Genomic DNA, 22380 nt, shown 5'->3' on the forward strand with positions numbered 1-22380 from the left:
GAGTTATTGTGCACGGTTCAAAAGTTACACTTGCCTCGGTAGCCGACCGTGCCGGGGTATCGTTGGCGACGGCCTCCAAGGCATTATCTGGGCGTCCAGACGTCAGTGATAAAACCCGCGAAAAGATCATTCGCATTGCCAACGAGATTGGTTTCCGCCCGAATCGGCTAGCGCAAAATCTTGCTTTGGGGCGCTCGGGAGCGGTGGGGCTTATTACCCACGATATGGAAGGTCGTTTTTCGATTCCGATTATGCTCGGCGCAGAGGATCGGTTTGGTGAGGGTGAAGTCTCGATTCTGCTGTGTGATGCCCGAGGGGATACGATCCGCGAGCAGTACCATATCCGTAATCTATTGAGCCGTCAGGTGGACGGTCTTATTATCGTGGGTGCGCGTCCGGATCCGCGGCCGTCCATCGGTGATGTGCCAGTTCCAGTGGTGTATGCCTATGCGCCGTCAATGAACGACGAGGACGTATCCGTGATTGTGGATAATGAACATGCTGGGCGGCTTGTGGCCCAGCATCTCCTGGAATGTCAACGCACCCGCATCGCAATGATCTCTGGTGACTACACGTATGGTGCGGCGCAGGATCGCGCCCGTGGGGTTATATCGGTACTGGATGCGGCTGGATTGAAGCCGGTGGGGGATCAGCCGTTGTATGGCCCGTGGAGTGAATCCTGGGGGCGGCAAGCGACTCGGTTATTCCTCGATCAGCATGGAGAATCGCAGATTGACGCTTTCGTGTGCGGATCCGATCAGATTGCGCGCGGATGTCTGGATATTTTGCATGATCGTGGGGTGCGTGTGCCGGAGGATATTGCGGTTATCGGCCACGACAATTGGCATTTGATTGCGGAGGCCTCGCGCCCGCCGTTGACGACGATTGATCAGAATCTGCATGATTTGGGGCAGACGGCAGCGCAGTTACTCATTGACGCGATGTCTGGTCGGGAGATGAGTTCACAGGTTATTCAGGGCAAACTCGTTCTGCGTTCCTCAACCTTGTAGAGTTTCGTCGGGGCTTTCCAGGGGTACGGGATATGCCTGCAAGTACAGCAGTGTTGCCTTGACGTGCCAGATGAAACGGGCGTTTCAGGCGGGTGCTGGCTAGGCGGAAATATTAAAGGGTTATCGCGGTGGAAGCTGACTTCGGTTTGGATTATTTATTGGGTTGTTAGCGCGTGCACACCACCGACAGGTAATCCGGTAATAGGGTGATCCGGTAATAAACCAGAAATAACTTTAATACTGACGGGTGGCGTTCGCAGATGCCTGCTCCTCGTTGCGGTTAATTACCCTTTCTCTGCTCCCCTCCCGCGATTGCTATGATCCTTATCCTTGGGCGCTACGTATGCCGAAAAATAAGATGACGCAGGGTGCTTCACTTGATGGCGTAATTAGTAATCGGGCTTTCCGTTCTTGGCAATGCTAAAATGGTTCGTGGTATTGGCGAATGAAAAGGGTGATCTTCCCGTGAGCTTCAGAGTTGGCGAGACTGTCGTATATCCGCATCACGGAGCGGCATATATTGAAGAGATCTCAGAGAAAACAATCCGCGGCGAGACGCGGCGTTATTTGACCCTGCGGATCTTGCAAGGCGATCTGGTAATTGAAGTTCCAGAATCCTCCATTGAGCAGGTCGGTTTGCGTGACGTCTCTAATGAAGAGCAGCTTGAGCGGGTTTTCGATGTGTTGCGCAAGGAAGACGTGGAAGAACCGTCGAACTGGTCGCGTCGGTTTAAGGCCAATTCAGAAAAGTTGACCTCGGGTGATGTTAACAAAGTGGCCGAGGTTGTTCGAGATTTGTCGCGGCGTAGCGTTGAGCGCGGGTTATCAGCCGGGGAGAAGCGCATGCTCTCGCAGGCTCGGGCGATTCTCGGTTCAGAGGTGGCGCTGGCTCGGGAGATTTCCGACGATGAAGCCGATCAGCTTCTCGATGAGATCATGGGTGTTGATCCCAATATGCCCAGCGCTATGACGATTGAGAGTGGGGATTCGGCACAGTCCGTTCCGTCGGCGGCAACACCGCAGTAATATGCCGGGCGGGCTGTGGTGATGGTTGCTCAGGTGGCACGCGGTGAACGCGTGGGAGCGGTGATTGCCGGTGCTGGCTCTGGTTCGCGGCTAGGGGCGCAACTGCCGAAAGCGCTCGTTCCTATAGCGGGAGAGCCACTCGTCGTCCACGCTATCCGCAGCATGAATCGCAGCGGGATTACGCGTATCGTGGTTACTATTCCGCAAGATGCCGATTCCCAACAGCTTTTCGCTGAGGCTCTAGCAGCGGCTGATGTTCACGCGGAACTCGTACCAGGCGGCCTCACCCGTCAAGAATCTGTGGCACGAGGTTTGGCACATATAGATACGCCGTATGTGTTGATTCATGACGCGGCTCGGCCTTTTGTTCCCCCAGCGGTTGTTGATCGAGTTGTGGCAGCCTTGGACGCCGGATATGAAGCGGTCGTTCCAGCGTTGCCGGTTGCCGATACGATTAAAGAGATTCGCGAGGCCCATGCGCTGCCGATACCTGAGCGAGAAGAACCGTCAGATCAGATCTGTGAAGGCGATAGTGCGCCAGTGGCAGATGCTCTTTTACCGGCAGATAAGAAAAAACTGCTAGCGCCGATAGCGGGTGGCGTATCTACTGAGGTAGAACCAGTTGGGCGCACCTTAGAACGTCAACGCTTGCGCGCTATGCAAACCCCTCAAGGATTTCGGCGCGATATTTTAGAACACGCACATCGCCTAGAGCGAGAACGCAGCATGGATGAAGCGATCGCTGCCCCAGATGATGCTGCTCTGGTGGAGATGGCCGGTGGGCACGTCGTATTGGTTGCGGGTGCACCCGAAGCAATGAAGGTAACGACGCCGTGGGATCTGCGTATCGCCCGTATGATTGCTGAGGAATATGCTGGCGGATCACCGGAAGGAAAAACGCATGTATCGTAGCGCGACCGCGATAGATGCTCACCAATTTGCCGATGACGATACGCGCGAACTGTGGTTAGCCTGTTTGCAATGGGAAGGTCATCCGGGTTTAGTCGGGCACTCTGACGGAGACGTCGCGGCACATGCGGTGTGTGACGCAGTGTTGATTGCTGCAGGATTAGGCGAATTAGGGACTATCTTCGGCGTTGATCAGCCACAGTGGGCTGGAGCGACGGGGCAGGCGATGATGAGTCACGTCGTTGAACGTGTGCGAGAGGCCGGATGGCAGATCGAATTCGTCAGTGTGCAGATTATCGGGCAGCGCCCGCGCCTGTTACCACGCAAATATGAGGCAGAGCAGCGAATGAGCGAGATTCTCGGCGCGCCGGTAGCCGTCTGTGCCACCACTACCGATCGGATGGGATTTACTGGGCGCGATGAGGGGCTAGCGGCAATTGCCACGGCAACGCTATCTCGCGCGAATATGGAAGCGGAATGCAAATAAAGCGCGTGTGGCGAAAGGATTACTTCTCGTTATCGCTAGTGGTGTACCTGTCATAGATTTCGGAGGCTTTATCCTTTGCCTTCTGCCCGTATTCACCTAGCTTTTCTTTTGCTTTCTGACCATATTCGCCCAGTTTCTCTTTTGCTTTCTGAGCGTCCTGCTTGACTTGGTCAGTATCGATCCCGTGTTTTTGTGCTTCCTCTTCGAGCCGTTCTGAAATAGAGGTATCGGAGGAGTGCTTCTTCCAATTTTCACTATCGCGTGGATCAGATGGCGATGAGCACGCCGACAGTAAGACAGCAGCCACAACAGACGCCATACCTGCCTGCACTAAGCGCCGTTGCCCCTTCCTACTATGCTTTTTAGCTTCTGCCGACAGCCCGGAAGTAAACATCAGATGGCTTTTAGTGGTTTCGTGGGATATTTTGGGGTTCTTGACGATGCCGCCATGCTGACCCTCACGTGATAATTTTTCCGCGCGAAAGCGATGAGCAGATGGTGCTCCGCTCGGTGAGCTGGTGTGATGCAGTGGCATATTTAGCACCTCACAGGCAAATTGATGACACGGAATAGTGCAGTTAAGTATAGCAAACGCCTTAGCGGGGCAGCCCAGTAAACTGCGCGTTACCTGGTATAAATTGGCTCTCGGTAGCCAATAAATATACCTGTGCTTATGAGGATAAAAGCGGATGTGGCAATAAGCTGAGCCACTACATATTCCCGCTACGGGCTGTCGTATTCCATGAGCCTAACCCGGATGTACGTGTGGTTCACTGTGCCGCGTGAGTAATGCGATCCCCCCTCTTTTGCGCTGACCCAGTGAATAACTCGCGATCGGTATGCCCTAAGGCGCGTGAGGCATGGCGTAGCGATCCCGCTTTTCTCCTGATTTTCTTAAACTAGGTGCTCGCGCTGCCCATATAAATAGGGAATGTCGCTGAGCGTGAGGCACATACATTTAGTTGAGAGTGGCAAGCGTCTGTGGGCAGTAAACGTCTGTGAGCAGCAAAGTTCCTGGCGAAATAGCAACAATCAATCGTCAGCCTGCGAATAATTGCCGGTATGTAGCCCAGCGCCGTTGATACGTGCCGGTATGCGCACACAACTATGCGGAGGTAGCCGCCTGCGTGCGCGGTATGTGATGCGCACTGACAGGCAAGAACGCCAGCAGACCAACTGCGAGAACGATAGCTAAACCAATAATGCCGTAGTAGGCGGCCTCATCCAGAGCGATTCCGCTGGCAGTTGCACCGACGGTGATGGCTGTGGAATACATGAACGGAGCGAGGAAAGAGACGGCGCGGCCAGTCGTAGCGTAGAGCCCAAAGATTTCTCCCTCGGCGCCTGATGGTGCAATACGGGCCAGATAAGTGCGCGAGGCAGATTGCGTCGGTCCAACAAAAACGCACAGCAGTAAGCCGAAAATCCAATAAATGGCGTGACCTGATAGGCCAGCCATCCCGTCATGGCACAAGAAAATAATGACGCCGAAGCTCACCATCGCGCTCAAGGACACCACGATAACGGCCCGTGCCCCGATTTTATCGTCTACCCAGCCAAACAAGATTGTGGCGACACCAGCAACCAGATTCGCAGCAATCCCGAAAATCATAATTTCTTGCTTTTCAAATCCGAAAGCCGTTCCAGCTAAGACGGCGCCAAACGAAAAGACGCCAGCTAAACCGTCTCGATAGATCGCTGAGGACAGGAGGAACCAGAGGATATGGCGTTCGGAGACCCACAGCCGCTTGACGGAAGATCCGAGCTCTTTGTAGGAGGCGATGATTCCCAGCCCGCCTCCGTCATGGACGGCTGGCTCGTCGCGCAAACTGCCCAACAGTGGCGCCGAAAATACGAGCGTCCAGATGGCGGCGGCAAGCATAGAAACCCGCACGTGCATTGCGTTGTGGGAGGTAACTCCAAACCAGCCGACCTCAGGCGAGATAAAGCCAATGAATAAAATGAGCATGAGGACGATACCGCCGACGTACCCCAACCCCCAGCCGAACCCGGAGACGCGCCCAAGATGTTTAGGTTCAGTGATGTCGGTGATGATCGCGTTGTAGACCACGGATCCGGTTTCGCAGGCGATATTGCCGGCGGCGAGTAAAAATAAGCCTAGCCACAGGTGATTTTCCCCAGGGGAGACGAAGAATAGGCAGGCGGTGATGAGGGCCGTCAGCAAAGTAGTTACCCGTAAGAAAGTGGCGCGTTTACCGGAGCGATCAATAGCTTGGCCGATAGCGGGGGCGCCCACGGCGATTAACACTCCGGCAATCGCGAAAGCATATCCGAGTCGTTGGTTCGCTGATCCGCCGAAGAGATCTTTATCAGTGATGTAGACCGAAAAGACGAAAGTGGTGACGATGGCGTTGAACGCTGCGGAGGCCCAATCCCACATTCCCCAGGCCCACACTTCGCGGGTAAACGGTGAGGGTTCGCGCGAAGAATCTGAAGAATTACGGCGAGGCCTGCCATGATTTTTCAGGTATGAGGCAACGGCACGTACCCCGCTGATTGCGGCTCCGGCAACTGCGCGGGGTGCGCCTTTGGCATCCGAAAGACCAGCTAATCCGTGTTTATTTGCCTGATTGGGGATGGGATGACGTCGAGACGTATGTGGGGTGCCCTCTGAGCTGTCCATACGTGTTACCCTACGCCATCGTAAGTTCATTGTATTGTCGTGTTGGCTTAGTTTGCGTCACCTTCTTCGCGTTCGCTTTGCAATAGCCGGTATTGTTAAAGACGTGAAAATTTTTGATTCCAAAACGAAATCCCTGCGAGAGTTTGTCCCGCTCCATCCTGGTCAGGTGGGGATCTACCTGTGCGGGGCGACGGTGCAGGGATCGCCGCATATCGGTCACATGCGTTCCATGCTGGCGTTCGACGTTCTCGTGCGGTGGTTGCGAATCTCCGGTTATGACGTGCGGATGATCCGTAATGTCACCGATATTGACGATAAAATCCTGGCGAAATCCGCAGAAAACGGCTGGCCGTGGTGGGCGTGGGCGTATCGGTTTGAGAAAGAATTTACCGAGGCCTATCGCACTCTCGGCATATTAGAACCGACGTATGAGCCGCGCGCGACGGGTCACGTTCCAGAGATGATTGCCCTCATTGCGCGCCTCATTGAGCGCGGGCATGCCTACGTCGGCCGCCCAGGTAATGTGTATTTCGATGTCACGTCCTTGCCGGATTATGGCTCACTGACGAATCAAAGCCTGGCTGATCTCAATGCGGATGAGGATACTAGCGAGACAGATAAGCGCAACCCCTTAGATTTTGCCTTGTGGAAAGCACCGAAAGCTGGTGAGCCGGAAAGTGCTGCGTGGGATACGCCGTGGGGGCGGGGGCGTCCCGGGTGGCATATTGAATGCTCGGCGATGGCTGGAAAATATTTGGGTGAATCTTTTGATATTCATGCCGGCGGAATTGATCTGCGTTTCCCCCATCACGAAAACGAGCAAGCGCAATCCCATGGCGCAGGTTACGGATTTGCCCAGTATTGGATGCACAATGCGTGGGTGACGATCGAGGGAGAGAAGATGAGTAAATCCCTCGGAAACTCCCTGACGGTTGCGAATATCGTCCGTGAATATCCGCCGGTGATTGTGCGGCTGGCCTTAGGCACGGTGCATTATCGGTCAACGGTTGCCTACTCTCCTGCGACGTTGACGGAAGCAGCGGCAGTATGGGATCGGCTCGCCGGATTTGTGGCGCGCGCAGTAGACGTCGTAGGGGAAGTCCCGGCAGCGGAGATTGCGGGCCTGACGCGCGAGGATCTACCGGCGGAGTTCGTTGACGCGATGGATGATGACCTCAACGTTTCAGCAGCACTGGCAGTCATCCATGAACACGTGACGAATGGCAATAATGCCCTAGCTGACAACGATCACGTCTCACTGCGAGCAGAACAGACGATGGTGCGAGCAATGCTCAACGTTTTAGGCTTGGATCCGTGCGCCGATCCGTGGCGTCAGAGCGATAACGGAGGCACACACGAAGCCTTGGCGGCGCTTGTGGAGCGGATTTTGGCCGAACGCACGCAAGCCCGAGCAGAAAAAGACTGGGCGAAAGCCGACGCGCTGCGCGATACCCTAATGCAAGCAGGTATCACGGTAGAAGATAGCGCAGATGGCGTGCGGTGGGCAGTAGGAGGCGAGCGTGGCTAATAGTGGGCATCGAGGGCGGCCAGGAGCTGTCCGTAAACACGCGCGTAAGGGCAGCACGACGGGTTCCGGCGGACATCGTCGCCGTCGGCTCGAAGGAAAAGGGCCAACCCCTAAGGCAGAAGATCGCACATATCATCCGGCCTACAAGCGCAAGCAAGAACGAGAAGAGGCAGAACGCAAGGCACAAGGACCAAAACTGAAAGCCTCCTTGCACACTCCGGCTGGCTATGAGCTTATTTGTGGGCGCAATCCGGTTTATGAGGCAGTGCAGGCAGGAATGCCGTATGCGCGCGTCTTTGTGCTGAGTGCGGCCGTTTATGATGAACGGCTGGCAGATATTATTCGGGCGGCGATGGAGGCTGAGGTTCGCGTCATCGAGGTTTCGCGTACTGAACTCGATCTGATGACGGAGGGCCAGGTTCACCAGGGAATTGCGATAGAAGTTCCGCCATACGAGTATGTGACGTGTCAAGATCTGGTTGAACGCGGGCAACGTTCCGGGCGTGATGGGCTTATCGTGGCGCTTGATTCAGTGACGGATCCGCATAATCTCGGTGCTGTTATGCGCTCTGCTGCTGCCTTCGGGGCAGATGGTGTGCTTATCCCAGAGCGGCGTGCGGCTGGTGTGAGCGCAACGGTATGGAAAGTCTCAGCGGGAGCGGCGGCTCGTCTGCCGGTGGCACGCGAGACGAACCTCGTTCGCTGCCTGCGAGATCTGCAGCAAGCAGGATATTTTGTAGTGGGGTTAGCCGGTGACGGGCAAAGCTCGCTGCCGCAAGCCGATCTTGCTGATATGCCATTAGTGCTGGTAACTGGCTCAGAAGGGGCAGGTTTATCGCGCCTGGTTCGGCAGACCTGCGATCTCGTCGTCGCTATCCCCATTGATGGGCAGACGGAATCCTTAAACGCTTCAGTGGCTGCCGGTATTGCGCTATACCAGATCGACCAAGTGAGAAACAGGTATGCTGGGCAGTAGGTGAGCGGATAACGCCGCCGCCGATTCGATAGGAGGCGGATGCACCATGACGTCGTGGCGAACAGTACGCGGACACATCCAACGTCTTGATCGGGACATCGTGACGGTTGACGATATTAATGCGTTCTTCGCAGAGGAACGCGTGCTTGGTCGTGGCGCGGCGGATGAGTCAGGAGATTTCACTTTTGAAGTGGCGATGGCAGGGCGCCGTCGCCGAGTGGCAACCCTCGATGATAAAGGCACGGTTTTTCGCGGGCGAACCGTCGGGGAACTGGTGGAGGAGATGCGCTCGCGGCTGCGCAAAGTCGAAGTGGAATTAGATGGCGAAGTTGCTCATGGTCCACTGGATATTGGCGCAGTTGACGTCGGTGATGATCTCTTTTCAGACGATGATGCCCTGGCGTCGGTGCCTGTGTCGATCTCGGATGAACAGCCTGAGGAGAGTGCCGAAGAAGAAGCCGATCAGGAGTTATTCGACCGGCCTGGTCCGATGATGATGATAGCGGATCTGCCGCTCTCAGAGGTTCCGGCGCTGGCTAAGTCTGACAAAGCTGAGGTGGCGGTGTTGAAGCTGGGGGATGCGTTAGTGCTGATCGCCCAGTCTCCGCTAGATGCAATGCGGCGAGTGTTTCCGCGTCCGTCTTTCCAGATTGTGATTCGCCCTGGGTGTGGTGATGATGTTCCGTTGATGAGCGTGCGGCGCGATACTCTTACCCGCACCTGGGATTGGACGGGTGAGTTGCCGGTTTTTACCTGGATAACCCCAGGTACCGATGCGTATGAGTTTGTGGTTGATGAGACGGGCGCTGGCGCGATGGCCCGGGCGGCGGTTGCCGACGTCATCGGGGCGCGTTTTGCTGATGTGCGGGCGGCGTTATTGAGCTCTCCGCGGGTGGCGTTGGAACGTTTTGTGCAAGCCCTGGGATTGCCCTCAGAGGTTGCTCTAGTTTTGGCTGGAGAACTGCCGTTGACGGCTATCCCCAGCGCGCGGCTTTTTGCGCCGGAAACCACGGGAGCGGCATTTAATGATCGCCTGGCATGGGAGCTCGCCGGTGAGGGCTTTGTTGAGCCGATGGTCATGGGTGCATATCGCAAAATTTATTTGGAGCGTCCGTGGGCGGTCTCGCTTTTCTCTGCTGCGCAGTCAGCTTTAGGCGGGGCATTATTGACGGCGGGATATCAGCGCGCAGAAGCGGGCAAGCCGTGGCGTTTAGTGACGGCACTTGGCGGGGCGACCTTGTTTTCCGGCATGATTCGAATCCTGACAACCTCCTATGCGGCCCAGGTGATGAATCACCGCCAGCAGGAGATTGATATGTGGAAGATGACGCGCAATTGGGGAGAATATGGTGAGTGAAGAAAACTATGAGGTAGCCGAGCCTCTCGATATTGATGCGGCGTTGGATTCTTTTTGGGCACATGCAATAAATGCTGGGCGTCTTTACCCGATTGAAAGCGTTGGCGGGCAAGTAGATGAGACCTCGCTGCGCCCAGGGTCTTTTAGTTTGGGCGATACTCCGCAGCTTGCCGATGAGTTGGCGGAATTGATTGTTTCGGGCGCCAAGCGTGCAACCTCAAGTTACGAGCCTTCGTATATGGCGGCCGGTGAGAGCCTGCCGAGTATCGGTGAATTGTGGATTGTGTGCGATGGTCGGGGGTATCCTCGGGCGTTAATTCGCAATGTGGACGTGCGCCGTATTCCGTTTTGTGACGTCGGTGCAGATATTGCTGAGGCTGAAGGGGAAGGGGATTTGCCGAAGTGGCAGGCTGACCATGAGCAAATCTTTCGCGAGGAAGCGCAGTCCTTAGGGATTGAGTTTGATCCCCAGGAGAATGTGATTGTGGAATTCTTCCGCCTGCTCTACGCCTCCGATGCGCATATTCCTTCGAGCTCAGATGCTGGCGAAACGGCAACAGCTACGCCTACACCTACGCATACGCCTTTGCCCTCGAAGCTGCCAGCAGGCTGCGAGGAAGCGCTATAAAAGCACTCGTGTTCGCTTCCGTTTTTACAAACTTTGCGTAGTTTTCCTTGCTTCTAGGGAATCTGGGGGGGGGAGAGAAAAAAGGACGGAAGAATGCCTTAGGTCATCGTTTGCGCACGCAGGCAAAGAGGATCTTCCGTGCGGGAGCGGCGCTCTGTGTTCTGCTTTCCTATTTTCTGCCATGGTGAAAGCGGAGACACTCGTTGGGGTGTAGTTGCTCATTGGGAATATATCTGCCCTTGGGTAGGCACAGCACTTGGTTGGCGGGGCGGTAGAAGAAGTGCCTCGTGGGGCTGTTTTTGGCTTTAACCCGCTTTTGCTGGATGCCATTTGCCAGTTAGTAGGCGTGCTTGGCTGTTTTGCTATCCTGGCGGGCGGTTAGCTAGAACGGGGCAGCGGGGCGGCTAGCTGGTTTGCCCCCCCCAGGTAATGTTCGCGTGTTTTCTGTAGGGCTTTTCGTCTTTAGGGTTTCCCGTCGGTTTTCCCGAAAACGGTGTTGAAATATTCGCGCTAATAACTACGCGAGCGGTTTTCTGAGCAGAGTAACCCGAGCGTAAATAAAACTGAGCGTTCAGTGCGGTGATTGTGACTCAGGGTTAATCAGTAAAATCGCTGACGTCTACGCAATCCCCGTCAGCATGCATAGCAGCGGTAATCTGTTCGGGAGTTGGCTTTAGATTGACGTTTTGGTAGTGCGAACCGAGGACGATGGATACGGATTTATCTGCGATATTCGGATCGATATGCACCGACGAGCTATCGAAATATGCGCGCATGGTGTAGGCGTCGTTGATTCCCTCTGGGGAGGTGTAGATCCGAACGGCCTCTGAGAAATTCTCTGTGGACCAGTTTCCCGTCTCGCGTACTTTAATGCCGATAGATCCCAGGGATTCGGCGACGGATTTCGCTAATCCGGTCGTTTCGGTGGCATTGTAAACCGAAACGGTGATCTCGTTCGTCGGCGAGGGGCTGGCGTTAGCGTCGGTGGGGCAGACAACCTGTGAGGTGTCAGGTGCTCGGGAGAAATCACGATTGAACGGGAAGGGGATGACGTTTAACCAGACTAATGAGCCAAGGATGAGGAGTGCGGCCATGATGAGGACCATTGATCCGAAAATGACCGTCTGGCGTTGCTGGGTTCGTTTGCGATATTCTGCGCGAGCATTTGAGTTCACGACCCTAATCTAACAGGACGCCCCACGCACCCGCTAGAGCTCAAGTACCCTTGCTGCATTCCTGCCCTGGGGGATTCCTCAAGATAACGCCACGTGGGGAGTCTGTTCGAGTGTACCACGAGTCAGGGAATACGTGTCGAGATATGGATTTAGGGTTGCTACTGAGACTGATCGCACCAAAAAAGTGGCGTATAAATTTCCTATCGTGGCCGGAATTCCGTAAGATTAAGCACTGTCAGGTTTTCTGCGTGTCAGATAGCTGGCTAAGGAGGATTCGCCTAGCGGCCTATGGCGCACGCTTGGAACGCGTGTTGGGTTAACGCCCTCGGGGGTTCAAATCCCCCATCCTCCGCGAATGTTACCCCTTCCGAGTAGATCGGGAGGGGTTTTTCGTTGCTATGAAGCTGAAAAGTTGGATAGCTGGCAGGTGTACCCAAAAAGATATGGTGTTATAGGCGGCGGATTGGACTATACGGCTATCGTGCAGGCCATATTGCTCTGATCTGTGTTGTTGGGATATTAGGTTAGCGAACAGAATATGGGGTTACACCGGCAGAATATGTGGGTTATGGGGAGAACATGCTCCTCTCCGGTGTTTTCAGTGTCCTAACGCGGGAAAGTCGGGCTGTAATTTAGTGCTGTCACCTATGAGTGATAGGCAAAACATGTTGTGATTTTCTGGGATTTCGGCGTGATAGCAGGGAGAAGCGGGGCATAGTTGGCGTGCTACAAGGTAATGACAAGCCGGTATATGTAATGACTGTGAAATGCTGGGCGTGCGGCTGGCTGGTAGCGGAAGTAGATAAGAACGAAGCAAATATTTTTTTGGGGGGGGGGGATGCCCTCATCTATGCGCTGTGTGGCTGGCTGTGCGTGTCAGCAGGCGCAGCGGCAGTGTACTAGACGGTTAAGCAAGCGCTGGTGAGCTGTGTGAGGTGCGGTGTGGCTTAGGTATGAGGCGTTGAGCAGGCTGCCCCGCTGTCTGCCCATCAAACGCCTTTTTTGCGAGGGTGTTTGCCTGATCCTGGCTCTGTGTATTGGCTGTAAGGGTATTGATATTCGCATAATGCAGGGCGTATATCGCACGGGTGCATATATGAGATGAGAGAAGTGGGCCGACGAGGAGGTTCGTCAGCCCACTTCATTGGGTGTGAGAGGAGGATTAGGAGTAAAACGTGTTGAAAGCTGGATAGCGCAGATTAGTGCCCCATCATCTCTTCAACGATTTCATCTTTCGTCAGTGACGCCGGATAGTAGGTAGGCCAGTTATCCATCTCTTTGAGCAGCTCTTCATGTGACGTGTTCCCCATGTAGATATGGAAATGTGAGGCTTTGACCGGGAAGATGTTGTGGTCGGAGAATTGTACGAACTTGGGGGCAGCTTCATCGCCAGATTGCTTGGTGAATAGGAAGCGCACGCCGCGATTGCCTTTCTGGTAGGTCAGGATTTCGTAGCGCTCGTAGGCGTAGGTGGCTTTGGCGGTCTGCCCGTTCTTGGTAAATGACATCTCATTGCCAGCAATATCAATCTTTTCTATATCGGTGCGGTAGCCAGTCTCGTAGTAGGCGGTCCACTCTTCTTTCGTCTTTTTTCCTGATTCGGCTTTGTGAGCCATGACTTTGTCGAGGCTGCCATCTTGGAGTAGGGGATAGACTGATTGCCAGTTTCCGGCGTAATCACTGAGCTCGCGGTCTTTGACTTGTGAGTTCTCAAAGTATCCGTCGTAAATATCGTTTGTGGAGTTGTCGAGGACTCGTTCTGTGATCGGTGCGACGGGCTCGTCGGCTGCGTTGCGAAGTTTCCACGGTAAGGCATTGCCAGGTGCAATATCGGCAAATACTGCCCATTTTCCAGCGGAGGGAACAGTGAAATCGACGCGCCCGCTGTAGTGCCCCATCTTGACGTAGTAGACGTTGTTTGGCGTAATCGTCACGGTTTGCTTTTGTTCAACCGTTGTCTCGTTGGTGTTGAGCGCGGCTTTTCCGGCAGCCATCAGATCGGTTACTCCCTCGGTGGGGACGAATGCTATGCGCATGAACTTTTCGTGCGTGTGGCCGAATTCGATGTGATAGGTGGCGGCCTCAAGTTGATAGTCGGCGTAGTAGGCGACGTGGTTTTCTTTTGTGCTGTCTTTGGCGTCTTTCGCCTGTGCATTTTGTGTGGATGACGGTGTGGATGTGGTGGATTCTGAGGTGGTGCTATCGGAGCAGCCAGCCAGTGCCATGCCGGTTAGCGCGAGCAGGGCCAGAATTTTATGGGCTTTCATGTGTGACCTTTCTGTGCAATCAACCCCTAAATGATAATGATTCTCAAAATTGTTAACAAATTGAGCATAGTATGAGTGCTGTTAGCTTGATCTCAGCATGAGTGTTATCGGTCGCCACCCTCTTCGCTCCACGTTCGATGCCTTAGCCGGGCTCGTCGTTATGCCGTATTCCCCAATTGGGGTGCCGTCTGGCGAAAAAGATACGCGGTTGGCGATCAGGTAGTGATTATGAACAGGTGACGTGCTCGGCACAGAAAACTTCGGGCATGAGCACGTAGACTAGAGGGCGTGAGTATCGCACTGTATCGCCGTTATCGCCCGCAAAGTTTCCATGAGGTCATCGGGCAAGATCATGTTGTCAAACCTCTGATGGCAGCTCTCGATGGTGGGCGCACCGCGCACGCATATCTCTTCTCAGGGCCGCGCGGCTGTGGGAAAACCACGTCTGCCCGAATCCTGGCCCGCTGTTTGAACTGTGTGGAGTACCCGACGGCAACCCCCTGCGGTGTGTGCGATTCATGCCGAGAACTATCCCGAGATGGTTCAGGCTCCCTTGACGTGGTTGAACTCGATGCCGCCTCGCATGGTGGCGTTGACGATGCCCGTGACCTGCGAGAACAAGCCGCATTTGCGCCTGCACGGGATCGTTTCAAGATCTTCATTATTGACGAAGCGCATATGGTGACGAACCAGGGATTTAACGCGCTATTGAAATTAGTGGAAGAACCCCCAGAACACGTGAAGTTTATTTTCGCGACGACAGAGCCGGAAAAAGTGATCGGGACGATTCGCTCGCGCACGCATCACTACCCATTCCGCCTTGTTCCGCCCAATGAACTCGAAAACTACTTGGCGCAGTTATGCGATACCGAAGGGGTAACCGCCGGTAAAGACGTCTTATCCCTGGTTGTTCGGGCGGGAACCGGATCGGTTCGCGATACCCTTTCCGTGCTGGACCAGATCATCGGCGGGTCGGAAGGTTCGGTTATTGATTATGAGCGGGCTGTTGCGCTTTTGGGATACACCTCGGCAGCGCTTCTCGATGAGGCGTTGGAGGCCATTATCGCGCGCAATGGCAGCGGGCTATTTGCCGTTGTTGATTCGCTCGTAAAATCCGGTCACGATCCGCGTCGTTTTGTGGAAGATTTACTACAACGCCTGCGCGATCTCGTCATTATTTCCCTCGCTGGAGATTCGGCGAAAGACGTCTTTGTATCAGTTCCGGAAGATCAATATGGTCGAATGGTGCTCCAAGCTAACCACCTTGGAGCACAACGAGCCTCCTATTATGCCGATCTGACGCATCGGGCCTTAGCGGATATGGTTGGCGCCACCGCCCCACGATTACAGCTTGAATTGCTATGCGCTCGAATCATTGTGGGTGATCCGCGTGGCGAAACTGGACGTGCTTCTGAGGGTAAAACTGCGGCAGAATTCTCCAATCCCAGTGGAGAAGCGACGGGAGGCCCCTCTGCGCAGACGGCACAGCGGCTTGCGCAATTCGTTAATGCGCAGCGGGAAACCTCTCAAAATCAGCGCTCTGAGGCAAATGGCGGGAGCAATGCGCATAATCCCGCGCAGCTAGCACCGCAGAAGCCAGGCAAGGGAACGGACCTGGAGAGCAATCCGGCAGCCGCGACAGGAGCACCAGCGCCAGAAAACTCCGCACTTTCGGGTATGCAGAGCAGAAAAACGACGGAGCATAACAGGCCTGATATGGCCGCGGCTTCGCGAAAGATGAGCAACACTGACCCGAATCATCGCCCCATGCCGAGTATGCCACCGATGGCAGAAACGGATACATCCGCGCTAGCGCACCCGAAAGGTGACACGGAGAGCAGACCAGTTGAGGTGACTAACGCGGCTACGGATACTGCTCGGCCCCGCCAAAAACCTGAGGAAGCTCAAGGTCAACAAGACCCGCATAGCAGGCCTTCCGCTGTGGCGGTAGAGAACGAAAACGCTCAGGCTAGCGCAGTGCAATCAGGGCATGAGCCCGAGGTGGAAGAGCCACAGGATTCACCGCAGGAAGCTCCACTTGATCACGTGGCGCAGATCGCTGCCCAATGGCGGCAAATCTGCGAATCTCCTATGCTGCGCCCGTCGGTGCGAGGATTTTTGCAAAATTCCACGGGGCCATTGTCGCTTGCAGATGGAGCTTTAGTGCTCGGTTTTGAATCGGAAGGTCTGCTGCGGCAACTGCCGAGTAAAGCCGAGGCCATAGCCCACGTTATTGCACAGCACTGCGGTATTTCGGTGCGAATTACCGGGCATGTAGGCGCACCGACGGAGCGTCCGGCCCAGCCTAAGCCACAACCGCATACGCCGGGTGGGAGTCAATCCGAAACGCCACCACGCAATGGCGCCTCCCCAAAAGTTAGCGCCGCGCAGGGCGCGGCGGTGTCGAGCCAAGGAGGCAATGGGCGCAATTTCGGGGCCTCCGGCAAAAATAGCGGCTCATTCGACTCAGCTGCGGCAGATGTTCGCGAAGATGGCGATGTGGCACGAGGATCGTTCCATGAGTTCGGCGATATGCCCGCACGATTGCCAGGGGATACCGCGGATGCTTCCCGCCTGCCTGAAGTGAAAATAGGTGGGGAGGCGCCTTCCGCGCTAACAGTAGGGGGTGACGCCACTGCCGCACAGTCTGCCAGCCAGGCAGCAGCGGCACCAGCAGCAAAGGGCATGTCAGTAGATGAGTCGATCACCTCATACCCAGTAGCAGTGCCAGAGAATCACGAGAAATCTATGGGGAAGCTGGCTCAGGTATCAGATTCGGCGGTGGATGATATGCCACGATCTGCGGGATCTTCTACACCATCGGGTGCGGCGAGGTTCGAGGAGGATTATTCAATAGATACCTTCCCGGATTTGCCGCCAGTGGATCTTCCGGCGGATTTCGTCAGTGCTGGAGCCCCTTCCGCCGTATCTAATATTCGCCAGCAGATAGACGCAATTCGCCCCGCCCAGGAAATACCTGTGCACGATGATGCGTCTGCATATAGCTCACCGCTGGAAGAGGAGCCGGTTTTCCTTGACGAGGAAGAGGAAATCTCGGATGCGGATCCGCTGATTGCCCATTCTGACCTTGCTGGAGTCAACGTCATTATGGAAAAGTTCGGCGCGGTAGTGATCGACGAACGTCATGAGGGCGGCGATGGCACGTCGTAATAATGCGGGGAATATCGCTGGCAGTACCACCGGCAATAATTGGCAGTTTTCTCCAGCCGTGTTATCGCGGTCAACGGCTGGCAGATATTGCCCAATACTCACCGGCGCGAAGAGCGATAAGGGAGCGGAAACCCGCCAAAGCTGGCAGGTAACAGCACCACATATGCGGGTAGCGTGGCAGGCGCTAGGCAGCTACATGGTTCACAACAGAAAGAGCAAATAAATGGCAGGAATCTACGACGGCGCTGTCCAGGCTTTGATTGACGAGCTAGGTCGCTTGCCCGGCGTCGGACCAAAAAGCGCTCAGCGCATTGCGTTTTATCTGTTGGAGGCAGACGAAGCTGAGGTGCAGGCCTTAGTGGAGGCGCTGCAGGCAGTCAAAGAAAAGGTGCGATTCTGCGCGGTGTGTGGGAACGTCACCGAAGATGAGCTATGCCGAATCTGCTCTGATCCGCGGCGAGTAGGATCAGTTATCTGCGTCGTGGAAGAAGCAAAAGACATTGTGGCGATTGAACGTTCGCGGGAATATCGTGGCCGCTATCATGTGCTCGGCGGGGCGATTGATCCAATTGGCGGGGTTGGCCCGCAGGATCTGCGTATTCGAGAACTGTATGCGCGATTGGCGAGCGGGGAAGTCGAAGAGATTATTTTGGCGATGGATCCGAATATCGAAGGTGAAGCCACGGCAACCTATCTCTCTTTGAATTTGGCCAATATGGGAGTGACGGTATCGCGCCTCGCCTCTGGGTTGCCCGTTGGCGGCGATTTAGAGTATGCCGATGAAGTGACGATCTCACGAGCTTTAGCGGGTCGGCAGCGGATAACGCCCATACAGTGAACAGCCGCAAACTGCGGTTGCGACTTTCCTTTACGATGGGATAACCATTGAAGGAGACGAGACAGTGACACTCATTGTTCAAAAGTTCGGCGGATCATCGGTTGCGGATGCAGCTGGCATTAAGCGCGTCGCTCGGCGGATAGTTGATACATACCGCGCGGGCAATAACGTCGTCGTGATCGTCTCGGCGATGGGCGATACTACAGATGATCTTATTGATCTTGCCGCATCTGTTTCGAGTGAGCCTTCCGCCCGAGAGATGGACGTTTTGCTGACGGCAGGAGAGCGTATCTCGATGGCGCTGCTGGCTATGGCGGTCACAGATTTAGGGGTGACCGCCCACGCATACACTGGGCAGCAGGCGGGTCTGCATACGGATAACATGTATGGCGCGGCCTCTATCGTCGGGGTTGTCCCAGAGCGTATTGCTCGAACCATTCAGGCCGGGGAGATCGCCATTATCGCTGGTTTCCAGGGGGTTAACCGCGATAACGATGTGACGACTTTAGGGCGTGGTGGGTCAGATACGACGGCAGTGGCTTTCGCGGCGGCCTTGCGGGCAGATGTCTGTGAAATTTACTCGGATGTTGATGGTGTATTTACCGCTGATCCGCGCGTATGTACGACTGCCCGTAAAGCTAGCGCCTTGACCTATGAAGAGACGCTAGAGATGGCAGCACATGGCACAAAGATTTTGCACTTGCGGGCAGTTGAGTATGCTCGTCGGTTTCATGTTCCCTTGCACGTGCGCTCGTCATTTTCAGATAAGGAAGGAACCTGGATCGTGGATGAAGTTACCCGCAGTCGGTGGGAGGGGGATAATGAATCCCCGACGATTTCTGGCATCAGCCATGACACCTCGCAAGCCAAGATCTCGATTACAGGTATCCCAGATGAGCCTGGGGCGGCGGCGCGGGTTTTTAACGTGGTGGCTGACGCGGGATCGTCAATCGACATGATCGTGCAAAACGTGCCGATTAACCAGCCGGGTCATGCCAATATCTCTTTCACCTTGCCGATTTCTGATGTGAAAAAGACGGTCCGGGCGCTCGAATCGCGCCAGGAGGAGTTGGGCTTCCGCAGCATTATTCAAGATGACGGGGTTGGTATCTTATCGCTGGTCGGTACCGGCATGCGTTCTCATCCAGGAGTGACCGCTAAATTCTTCGCAGCCCTGGCTGACGCGGGAATCAATATTGACATGATCTCCACCTCAGAGATCCGTATCTCGGTTGTGTTGGATGCAGAGGATATTGCGCAGGCTATTCGGGTCGTTCATGCGGCGTTTGATTTGGATGTGGACGGGGAAGCGATCGTGTACGGAGGAACGGGGAGATGAGCATAACGTTAGCTATTGTTGGGGCGACCGGCCAGGTTGGGCGGGTTGTACGTAATTTAGTGGAGGAACGCGCAACGCCAGTAGATGCGGTGCGGTTCTTTTCCTCTGCGCGTTCAGCTGGGATGACGCTACCCTTCCGTGGTGAACAGGTCTGCGTTGAGGATCTTGCCCAGGCAGATTTCGCCGGTATTGATATTGCAATTTTTTCGGCTGGCGCCAGCGTTTCACGGGAATATGCTCCCCGATTTGCAGCGGCGGGGGCTGTCGTCATTGATAATTCTTCGGCATGGCGGAAAGATCCGCAGGTTCCGCTGGTGGTCAGTGAGGTGAACCCGCAGGCATTACGGGATCGGCCACGAGGGATTATTGCCAATCCGAACTGCACCACGATGGCGGCTATGCCGATTTTGAAAGTTTTATCGGATGAAGCTGGGTTGTCGAGCCTGGTGGTTTCCTCTTATCAGGCGGTGTCTGGTTCGGGGCGTGCGGGGGTGCAGGCGTTGGTTGAGCAGTCTCGTGCGGCGGTGGCTGCCGGTGATGCGCTAGAAGGTTTAGCCGTGGATGGGCAGGCGATTCCTCGTCCGGAAAACACTGAGCCGTATGTTGCACCAATTGCTTTTAATGTGGTTGCGTTTGCGGGTAATGACGCAGGGGACGGCTCAGGAGAGACGGATGAGGAGCAAAAACTTCGTCATGAGTCTCGGCGGATTCTTGATTTTCCTGATCTGCGTGTTGCAGGGACGTGCGTGCGAGTGCCGGTATTTACTGCTCACTCAATGTCGATTTCTGCGGAGTTTGAGCGCGAAATTTCTGTTGAGCGAGCCATTGAGTTATTGCGGCAAGCGCCGGGAGTGAGGTACGTCGAGGTGCCTGATCCCTTGCAGGCTGCTGGGCAAGACGCATGTTATGTAGGGCGTATCCGGCAGAATTATGCGGCTCGTAACCCCGCGGCCGGGCTGTCAATGTTTGTTGTTGGGGATAATCTGCGTAAGGGTGCGGCTCTGAATACGGTGCAAATCGCTGAGCTGTTGATCCAGGAGCTGAGCGAACGCTAAGTAGTTAATATGTGAAAGCTAGTAGGAGGCGCTGGCGTGTGGCGTACATGGTGTTGCGCTAGCGCCGGCGCCTCTTAGGTATCTAGCGTATCCGGCGGGTTCGGTTGTTTCGGTAGTTGCTACTGCTTTGTTGCCTTGTTGCTTTTGTGTGGGTTCGGCTGCGGTTTGTATTGTCTGCTCTCCGGGATCTCTCTTTCTAAGTGCATTTTATGGCAATAGCTTTCGAGTCTTAGATCCGATGTTCGCGGGCAAGGTAAATATCAAAACGTTGTGAATAGCACGGGGCAGAACAGTTGTGGGTAGTCGCGGCAGCTAGGGAAGCGTGGATCACGCGGGTGAGGAGGAAGAAACGTAGATATGTGGGTAGGTGAGGGAGGAAACACGAGGTAGGCGCAGGAAGATATACGTGGAAGATAACCACAGGAAGATAGGCATAATACATAGGTGTGGGCAGATCTGCCGGTTGTGGGCAAAGATCAGCCTGCTTTTCCCGGCACGCCAGCATAGTAGCTTCTGTTTAGCGTTCCACGTAGTAGCTTATTTTGGAACTATCCTGCGCTATTCTTCGTCCAGATCCTCGTCATCACTACCTGCAGGGCGCCCAATCATGCGGGATTCGTCCGGTCGGTAAGCGAGAACGTCATTAACGTAGGAATCGACGGTATTGGGCATCATGGGAATATCGTGGCCGGCACGTTCGGAAATAAACCAGCGATGTTCCAGTAGTTCGTGGAATAACTGCGCTGGCTGGAGCTTTTTGCGTAACTCAAAGGGGATGGCCTGCACGGTTGGCTCGTAGACGTTCATCATCCATTCGTGGGCGACGATCTCCAGCGGGATATTCGATTTGCCGGTGACCATACGGAAAGATTCCATGTCGTTGACGAGTCGGCGGGCCTGCTTTTCTCCGACGTCCAGGCCGGTCAGCCGCATGAGCTTTCGGGAATAGTGCCCAGGGTCAACCACTTTAGGTTGAATGGAGATGGATGTGCCGTCAATGTCGGCAGCCATAGATAGCTCGCCGACCTCAAACCCGAGATCATTGAGCCGACGAATACGCGCATCGACGCGCCACCGTTCACTAGCTTGGAACGATTCTTCTTCGGTCAGTTCTGCCCACAAATCTTGGTAGCGCTCAACGAAACGATCCCCAACGGCGATGGCATCGTATTCTGGATCGAGGATTTCGCCGGCCTGCAGATCCATCAATTCTCCGATGATATTCGTGCGGGCGACGTCAATATCGTACAGACGTTTGCGTTGTGAGAGATTTTCTTCCAGTTCGCCGGTTTCCGCATCGACGAGATATGCCGAAAATTCGTTGGCATCACGGCGGAACAGGGTATTAGATAGGGAGACGTCACCCCAGAAAAATCCGAGCAGATGTAACCGCACCATGAGTACAGCTAGGGCGTCGATAAGTCGGCGAACGGTTTTGGTGCGCATTTGTGAGTTGCCGAATAAGGCGCGATAGGGCATGGAGAAGGAGAGGTGACGAGTGACGAGGACGGCATTAAGTGGTTCGCCGGCTGCGTCGTAGCGGCCAGTAATGACGGCGAGTGGTTCAACGCAGGGGGCGGATAGTCGGTTGAGGTCGCGCAGTGTTTCGTATTCGTGATGGGCGACCTCTTCACCGATTTCTTTGACGGCAACAACTTGCCCGTCCAGATATGCGAATCGGACGATGTGGCGAGAAATACCGCGAGGCAGGGCGGCGATCACGTCGGAGGGCCACTCGTCGAGCGGGATAGCCCAGGGCAAATCGAGTAGAGCTGGGCGTACTTCCGCTGAGGTAATCTGCAGCGATCGGTTATGCATGAGATCCTCCGTGCGATGAGATGGCGACCGACGTGGGTAACGTGGGCGTGACCAGGCAAATTGATGCTTAGCCTCGGGTGTTCCTGGGGCGTGCCAGGAACGCTACTGATTGTAGCTGGTGAACGGGAAGCGGCGTCGGAACGAACTATCGT

18 protein-coding genes, 1 tRNA gene and 1 other RNA gene are annotated in these 22380 nt (G+C 55.0%); 14 read left to right on the forward strand and 6 right to left on the reverse strand.

The window, feature by feature from the left end:
- The first annotated feature begins 8 nt into the window (after window positions 1-8).
- From ACLHIJ_RS00765 to ispF, 4 genes are all read left to right on the forward strand, one after another.
- Window positions 9-1010: a LacI family DNA-binding transcriptional regulator gene (locus tag ACLHIJ_RS00765; protein ID WP_411296696.1), complete on the forward strand. Its 1002-nt coding sequence runs from the start codon at window positions 9-11 to the stop codon at window positions 1008-1010.
- A 465-nt stretch (window positions 1011-1475) separates the two neighbouring features.
- The gene (locus ACLHIJ_RS00770; RefSeq protein WP_411296697.1) at window positions 1476-2036 is read left to right on the forward strand and encodes a CarD family transcriptional regulator; all 561 of its coding nucleotides are present in this window, start codon (window positions 1476-1478) and stop codon (window positions 2034-2036) included.
- Window positions 2037-2069: 33 nt separating this feature from the next.
- The gene (locus tag ACLHIJ_RS00775; RefSeq protein WP_411296698.1) at window positions 2070-2948 is read left to right on the forward strand and encodes a 2-C-methyl-D-erythritol 4-phosphate cytidylyltransferase; all 879 of its coding nucleotides are present in this window, start codon (window positions 2070-2072) and stop codon (window positions 2946-2948) included.
- A complete protein-coding gene (gene ispF / locus ACLHIJ_RS00780) occupies window positions 2938-3432 on the forward strand; it encodes a 2-C-methyl-D-erythritol 2,4-cyclodiphosphate synthase (protein ID WP_411298238.1) in 495 nt (164 codons plus the stop codon). The genes ACLHIJ_RS00775 and ispF overlap by 11 nt, the downstream gene beginning before the upstream one ends.
- Window positions 3433-3451: 19 nt before the next feature.
- Here the strand turns inward: ispF and ACLHIJ_RS00785 are convergent, their stop codons facing one another.
- Together ACLHIJ_RS00785 and ACLHIJ_RS00790 are read right to left on the reverse strand one after the other, a co-directional pair.
- Window positions 3452-3967, reverse strand: coding sequence for a hypothetical protein (locus tag ACLHIJ_RS00785; protein ID WP_411298239.1), 516 nt, complete (start codon window positions 3965-3967; stop codon window positions 3452-3454).
- Between the two features lie 570 nt (window positions 3968-4537).
- The gene (locus ACLHIJ_RS00790; RefSeq protein ID WP_411298240.1) at window positions 4538-6076 is read right to left on the reverse strand and encodes an MFS transporter; all 1539 of its coding nucleotides are present in this window, start codon (window positions 6074-6076) and stop codon (window positions 4538-4540) included.
- Between the two features lie 103 nt (window positions 6077-6179).
- Here ACLHIJ_RS00790 and cysS point away from each other — a divergent pair, with 103 nt between their 5' ends.
- From cysS to ACLHIJ_RS00810, 4 genes are read left to right on the forward strand one after another with little or no spacing between them, the layout of a single operon-like run.
- Complete coding sequence (gene cysS, locus ACLHIJ_RS00795) at window positions 6180-7604, forward strand: cysteine--tRNA ligase (RefSeq protein ID WP_411298241.1); 1425 nt, start codon at window positions 6180-6182, stop codon at window positions 7602-7604.
- Window positions 7597-8580: a 23S rRNA (guanosine(2251)-2'-O)-methyltransferase RlmB gene (rlmB, locus tag ACLHIJ_RS00800; RefSeq protein WP_411298243.1), complete on the forward strand. Its 984-nt coding sequence runs from the start codon at window positions 7597-7599 to the stop codon at window positions 8578-8580. Before cysS ends, rlmB begins: the two co-directional genes overlap by 8 nt.
- 46 nt (window positions 8581-8626) lie before the next feature.
- The gene (locus ACLHIJ_RS00805) at window positions 8627-9937 is read left to right on the forward strand and encodes a hypothetical protein (RefSeq protein ID WP_411296704.1); all 1311 of its coding nucleotides are present in this window, start codon (window positions 8627-8629) and stop codon (window positions 9935-9937) included.
- Window positions 9927-10565, forward strand: a complete 639-nt coding sequence (locus tag ACLHIJ_RS00810; RefSeq protein ID WP_411298244.1) for an ASCH domain-containing protein — start codon at window positions 9927-9929, stop codon at window positions 10563-10565. The genes ACLHIJ_RS00805 and ACLHIJ_RS00810 overlap by 11 nt, the downstream gene beginning before the upstream one ends.
- 596 nt (window positions 10566-11161) lie before the next feature.
- On the opposite strand, the gene ACLHIJ_RS00815 is transcribed toward ACLHIJ_RS00810, so the two are convergent.
- Window positions 11162-11740 (reverse strand): LytR C-terminal domain-containing protein, encoded by a 579-nt coding sequence (locus tag ACLHIJ_RS00815; protein WP_411298245.1) that lies wholly within the window; start codon window positions 11738-11740, stop codon window positions 11162-11164.
- Between the two features lie 10 nt (window positions 11741-11750).
- Window positions 11751-11846, reverse strand: an RNA gene (gene ffs / locus ACLHIJ_RS00820) — signal recognition particle sRNA small type.
- A 161-nt stretch (window positions 11847-12007) separates the two neighbouring features.
- Here ffs and ACLHIJ_RS00825 point away from each other — a divergent pair.
- Window positions 12008-12092 (forward strand) — tRNA-Ser (locus tag ACLHIJ_RS00825).
- A gap of 847 nt (window positions 12093-12939) precedes the next feature.
- Here the strand turns inward: ACLHIJ_RS00825 and ACLHIJ_RS00830 are convergent.
- Window positions 12940-14007 (reverse strand): metal-binding protein ZinT, encoded by a 1068-nt coding sequence (locus ACLHIJ_RS00830; protein ID WP_411296707.1) that lies wholly within the window; start codon window positions 14005-14007, stop codon window positions 12940-12942.
- A 288-nt stretch (window positions 14008-14295) separates the two neighbouring features.
- Here ACLHIJ_RS00830 and ACLHIJ_RS00835 point away from each other — a divergent pair, with 288 nt between their 5' ends.
- From ACLHIJ_RS00835 to ACLHIJ_RS00855, 5 genes are all read left to right on the forward strand, one after another.
- Window positions 14296-17178 (forward strand): DNA polymerase III subunit gamma and tau, encoded by a 2883-nt coding sequence (locus tag ACLHIJ_RS00835; protein WP_411298246.1) that lies wholly within the window; start codon window positions 14296-14298, stop codon window positions 17176-17178.
- Window positions 17165-17401: a hypothetical protein gene (locus ACLHIJ_RS00840; protein WP_411298247.1), complete on the forward strand. Its 237-nt coding sequence runs from the start codon at window positions 17165-17167 to the stop codon at window positions 17399-17401. Before ACLHIJ_RS00835 ends, ACLHIJ_RS00840 begins: the two co-directional genes overlap by 14 nt.
- Window positions 17402-18016 carry a recombination mediator RecR gene (gene recR, locus ACLHIJ_RS00845; RefSeq protein WP_411298248.1) on the forward strand — a complete coding sequence of 205 codons (615 nt, stop codon included), beginning with the start codon at window positions 17402-17404 and terminating at the stop codon, window positions 18014-18016.
- 64 nt (window positions 18017-18080) lie between these two features.
- Window positions 18081-19355: an aspartate kinase gene (locus tag ACLHIJ_RS00850; RefSeq protein WP_411296711.1), complete on the forward strand. Its 1275-nt coding sequence runs from the start codon at window positions 18081-18083 to the stop codon at window positions 19353-19355.
- The gene (locus ACLHIJ_RS00855) at window positions 19352-20410 is read left to right on the forward strand and encodes an aspartate-semialdehyde dehydrogenase (RefSeq protein WP_411298249.1); all 1059 of its coding nucleotides are present in this window, start codon (window positions 19352-19354) and stop codon (window positions 20408-20410) included. The genes ACLHIJ_RS00850 and ACLHIJ_RS00855 overlap by 4 nt, the downstream gene beginning before the upstream one ends.
- Window positions 20411-20968: 558 nt before the next feature.
- Here the strand turns inward: ACLHIJ_RS00855 and ACLHIJ_RS00860 are convergent.
- Entirely contained in the window at window positions 20969-22228 is a 1260-nt protein-coding gene (locus ACLHIJ_RS00860) for a DUF4032 domain-containing protein (protein WP_411296713.1), read from the reverse strand.
- Window positions 22229-22380 lie beyond the last annotated feature (152 nt).

The sequence above is a fragment of the Trueperella sp. LYQ141 genome (genome assembly GCF_046599555.1).
GTDB lineage: Bacteria > Actinomycetota > Actinomycetes > Actinomycetales > Actinomycetaceae > Trueperella.

Coding starts and splice junctions, on each gene's coding strand:
- ispF (WP_411298238.1), top strand. CDS start 2,938: ATGTATCGTAGCGCGACCGCGATAGATGCTCACCAATTTGCCGATGAC.
- ACLHIJ_RS00785 (WP_411298239.1), bottom strand. CDS start 3,967: ATGCCACTGCATCACACCAGCTCACCGAGCGGAGCACCATCTGCTCAT.
- ACLHIJ_RS00790 (WP_411298240.1), bottom strand. CDS start 6,076: ATGGACAGCTCAGAGGGCACCCCACATACGTCTCGACGTCATCCCATC.
- ACLHIJ_RS00805 (WP_411296704.1), top strand. CDS start 8,627: ATGACGTCGTGGCGAACAGTACGCGGACACATCCAACGTCTTGATCGG.
- ACLHIJ_RS00810 (WP_411298244.1), top strand. CDS start 9,927: ATGGTGAGTGAAGAAAACTATGAGGTAGCCGAGCCTCTCGATATTGAT.
- ACLHIJ_RS00830 (WP_411296707.1), bottom strand. CDS start 14,007: ATGAAAGCCCATAAAATTCTGGCCCTGCTCGCGCTAACCGGCATGGCA.
- ACLHIJ_RS00840 (WP_411298247.1), top strand. CDS start 17,165: ATGGCACGTCGTAATAATGCGGGGAATATCGCTGGCAGTACCACCGGC.
- recR (WP_411298248.1), top strand. CDS start 17,402: ATGGCAGGAATCTACGACGGCGCTGTCCAGGCTTTGATTGACGAGCTA.
- ACLHIJ_RS00855 (WP_411298249.1), top strand. CDS start 19,352: ATGAGCATAACGTTAGCTATTGTTGGGGCGACCGGCCAGGTTGGGCGG.
- ACLHIJ_RS00860 (WP_411296713.1), bottom strand. CDS start 22,228: ATGCATAACCGATCGCTGCAGATTACCTCAGCGGAAGTACGCCCAGCT.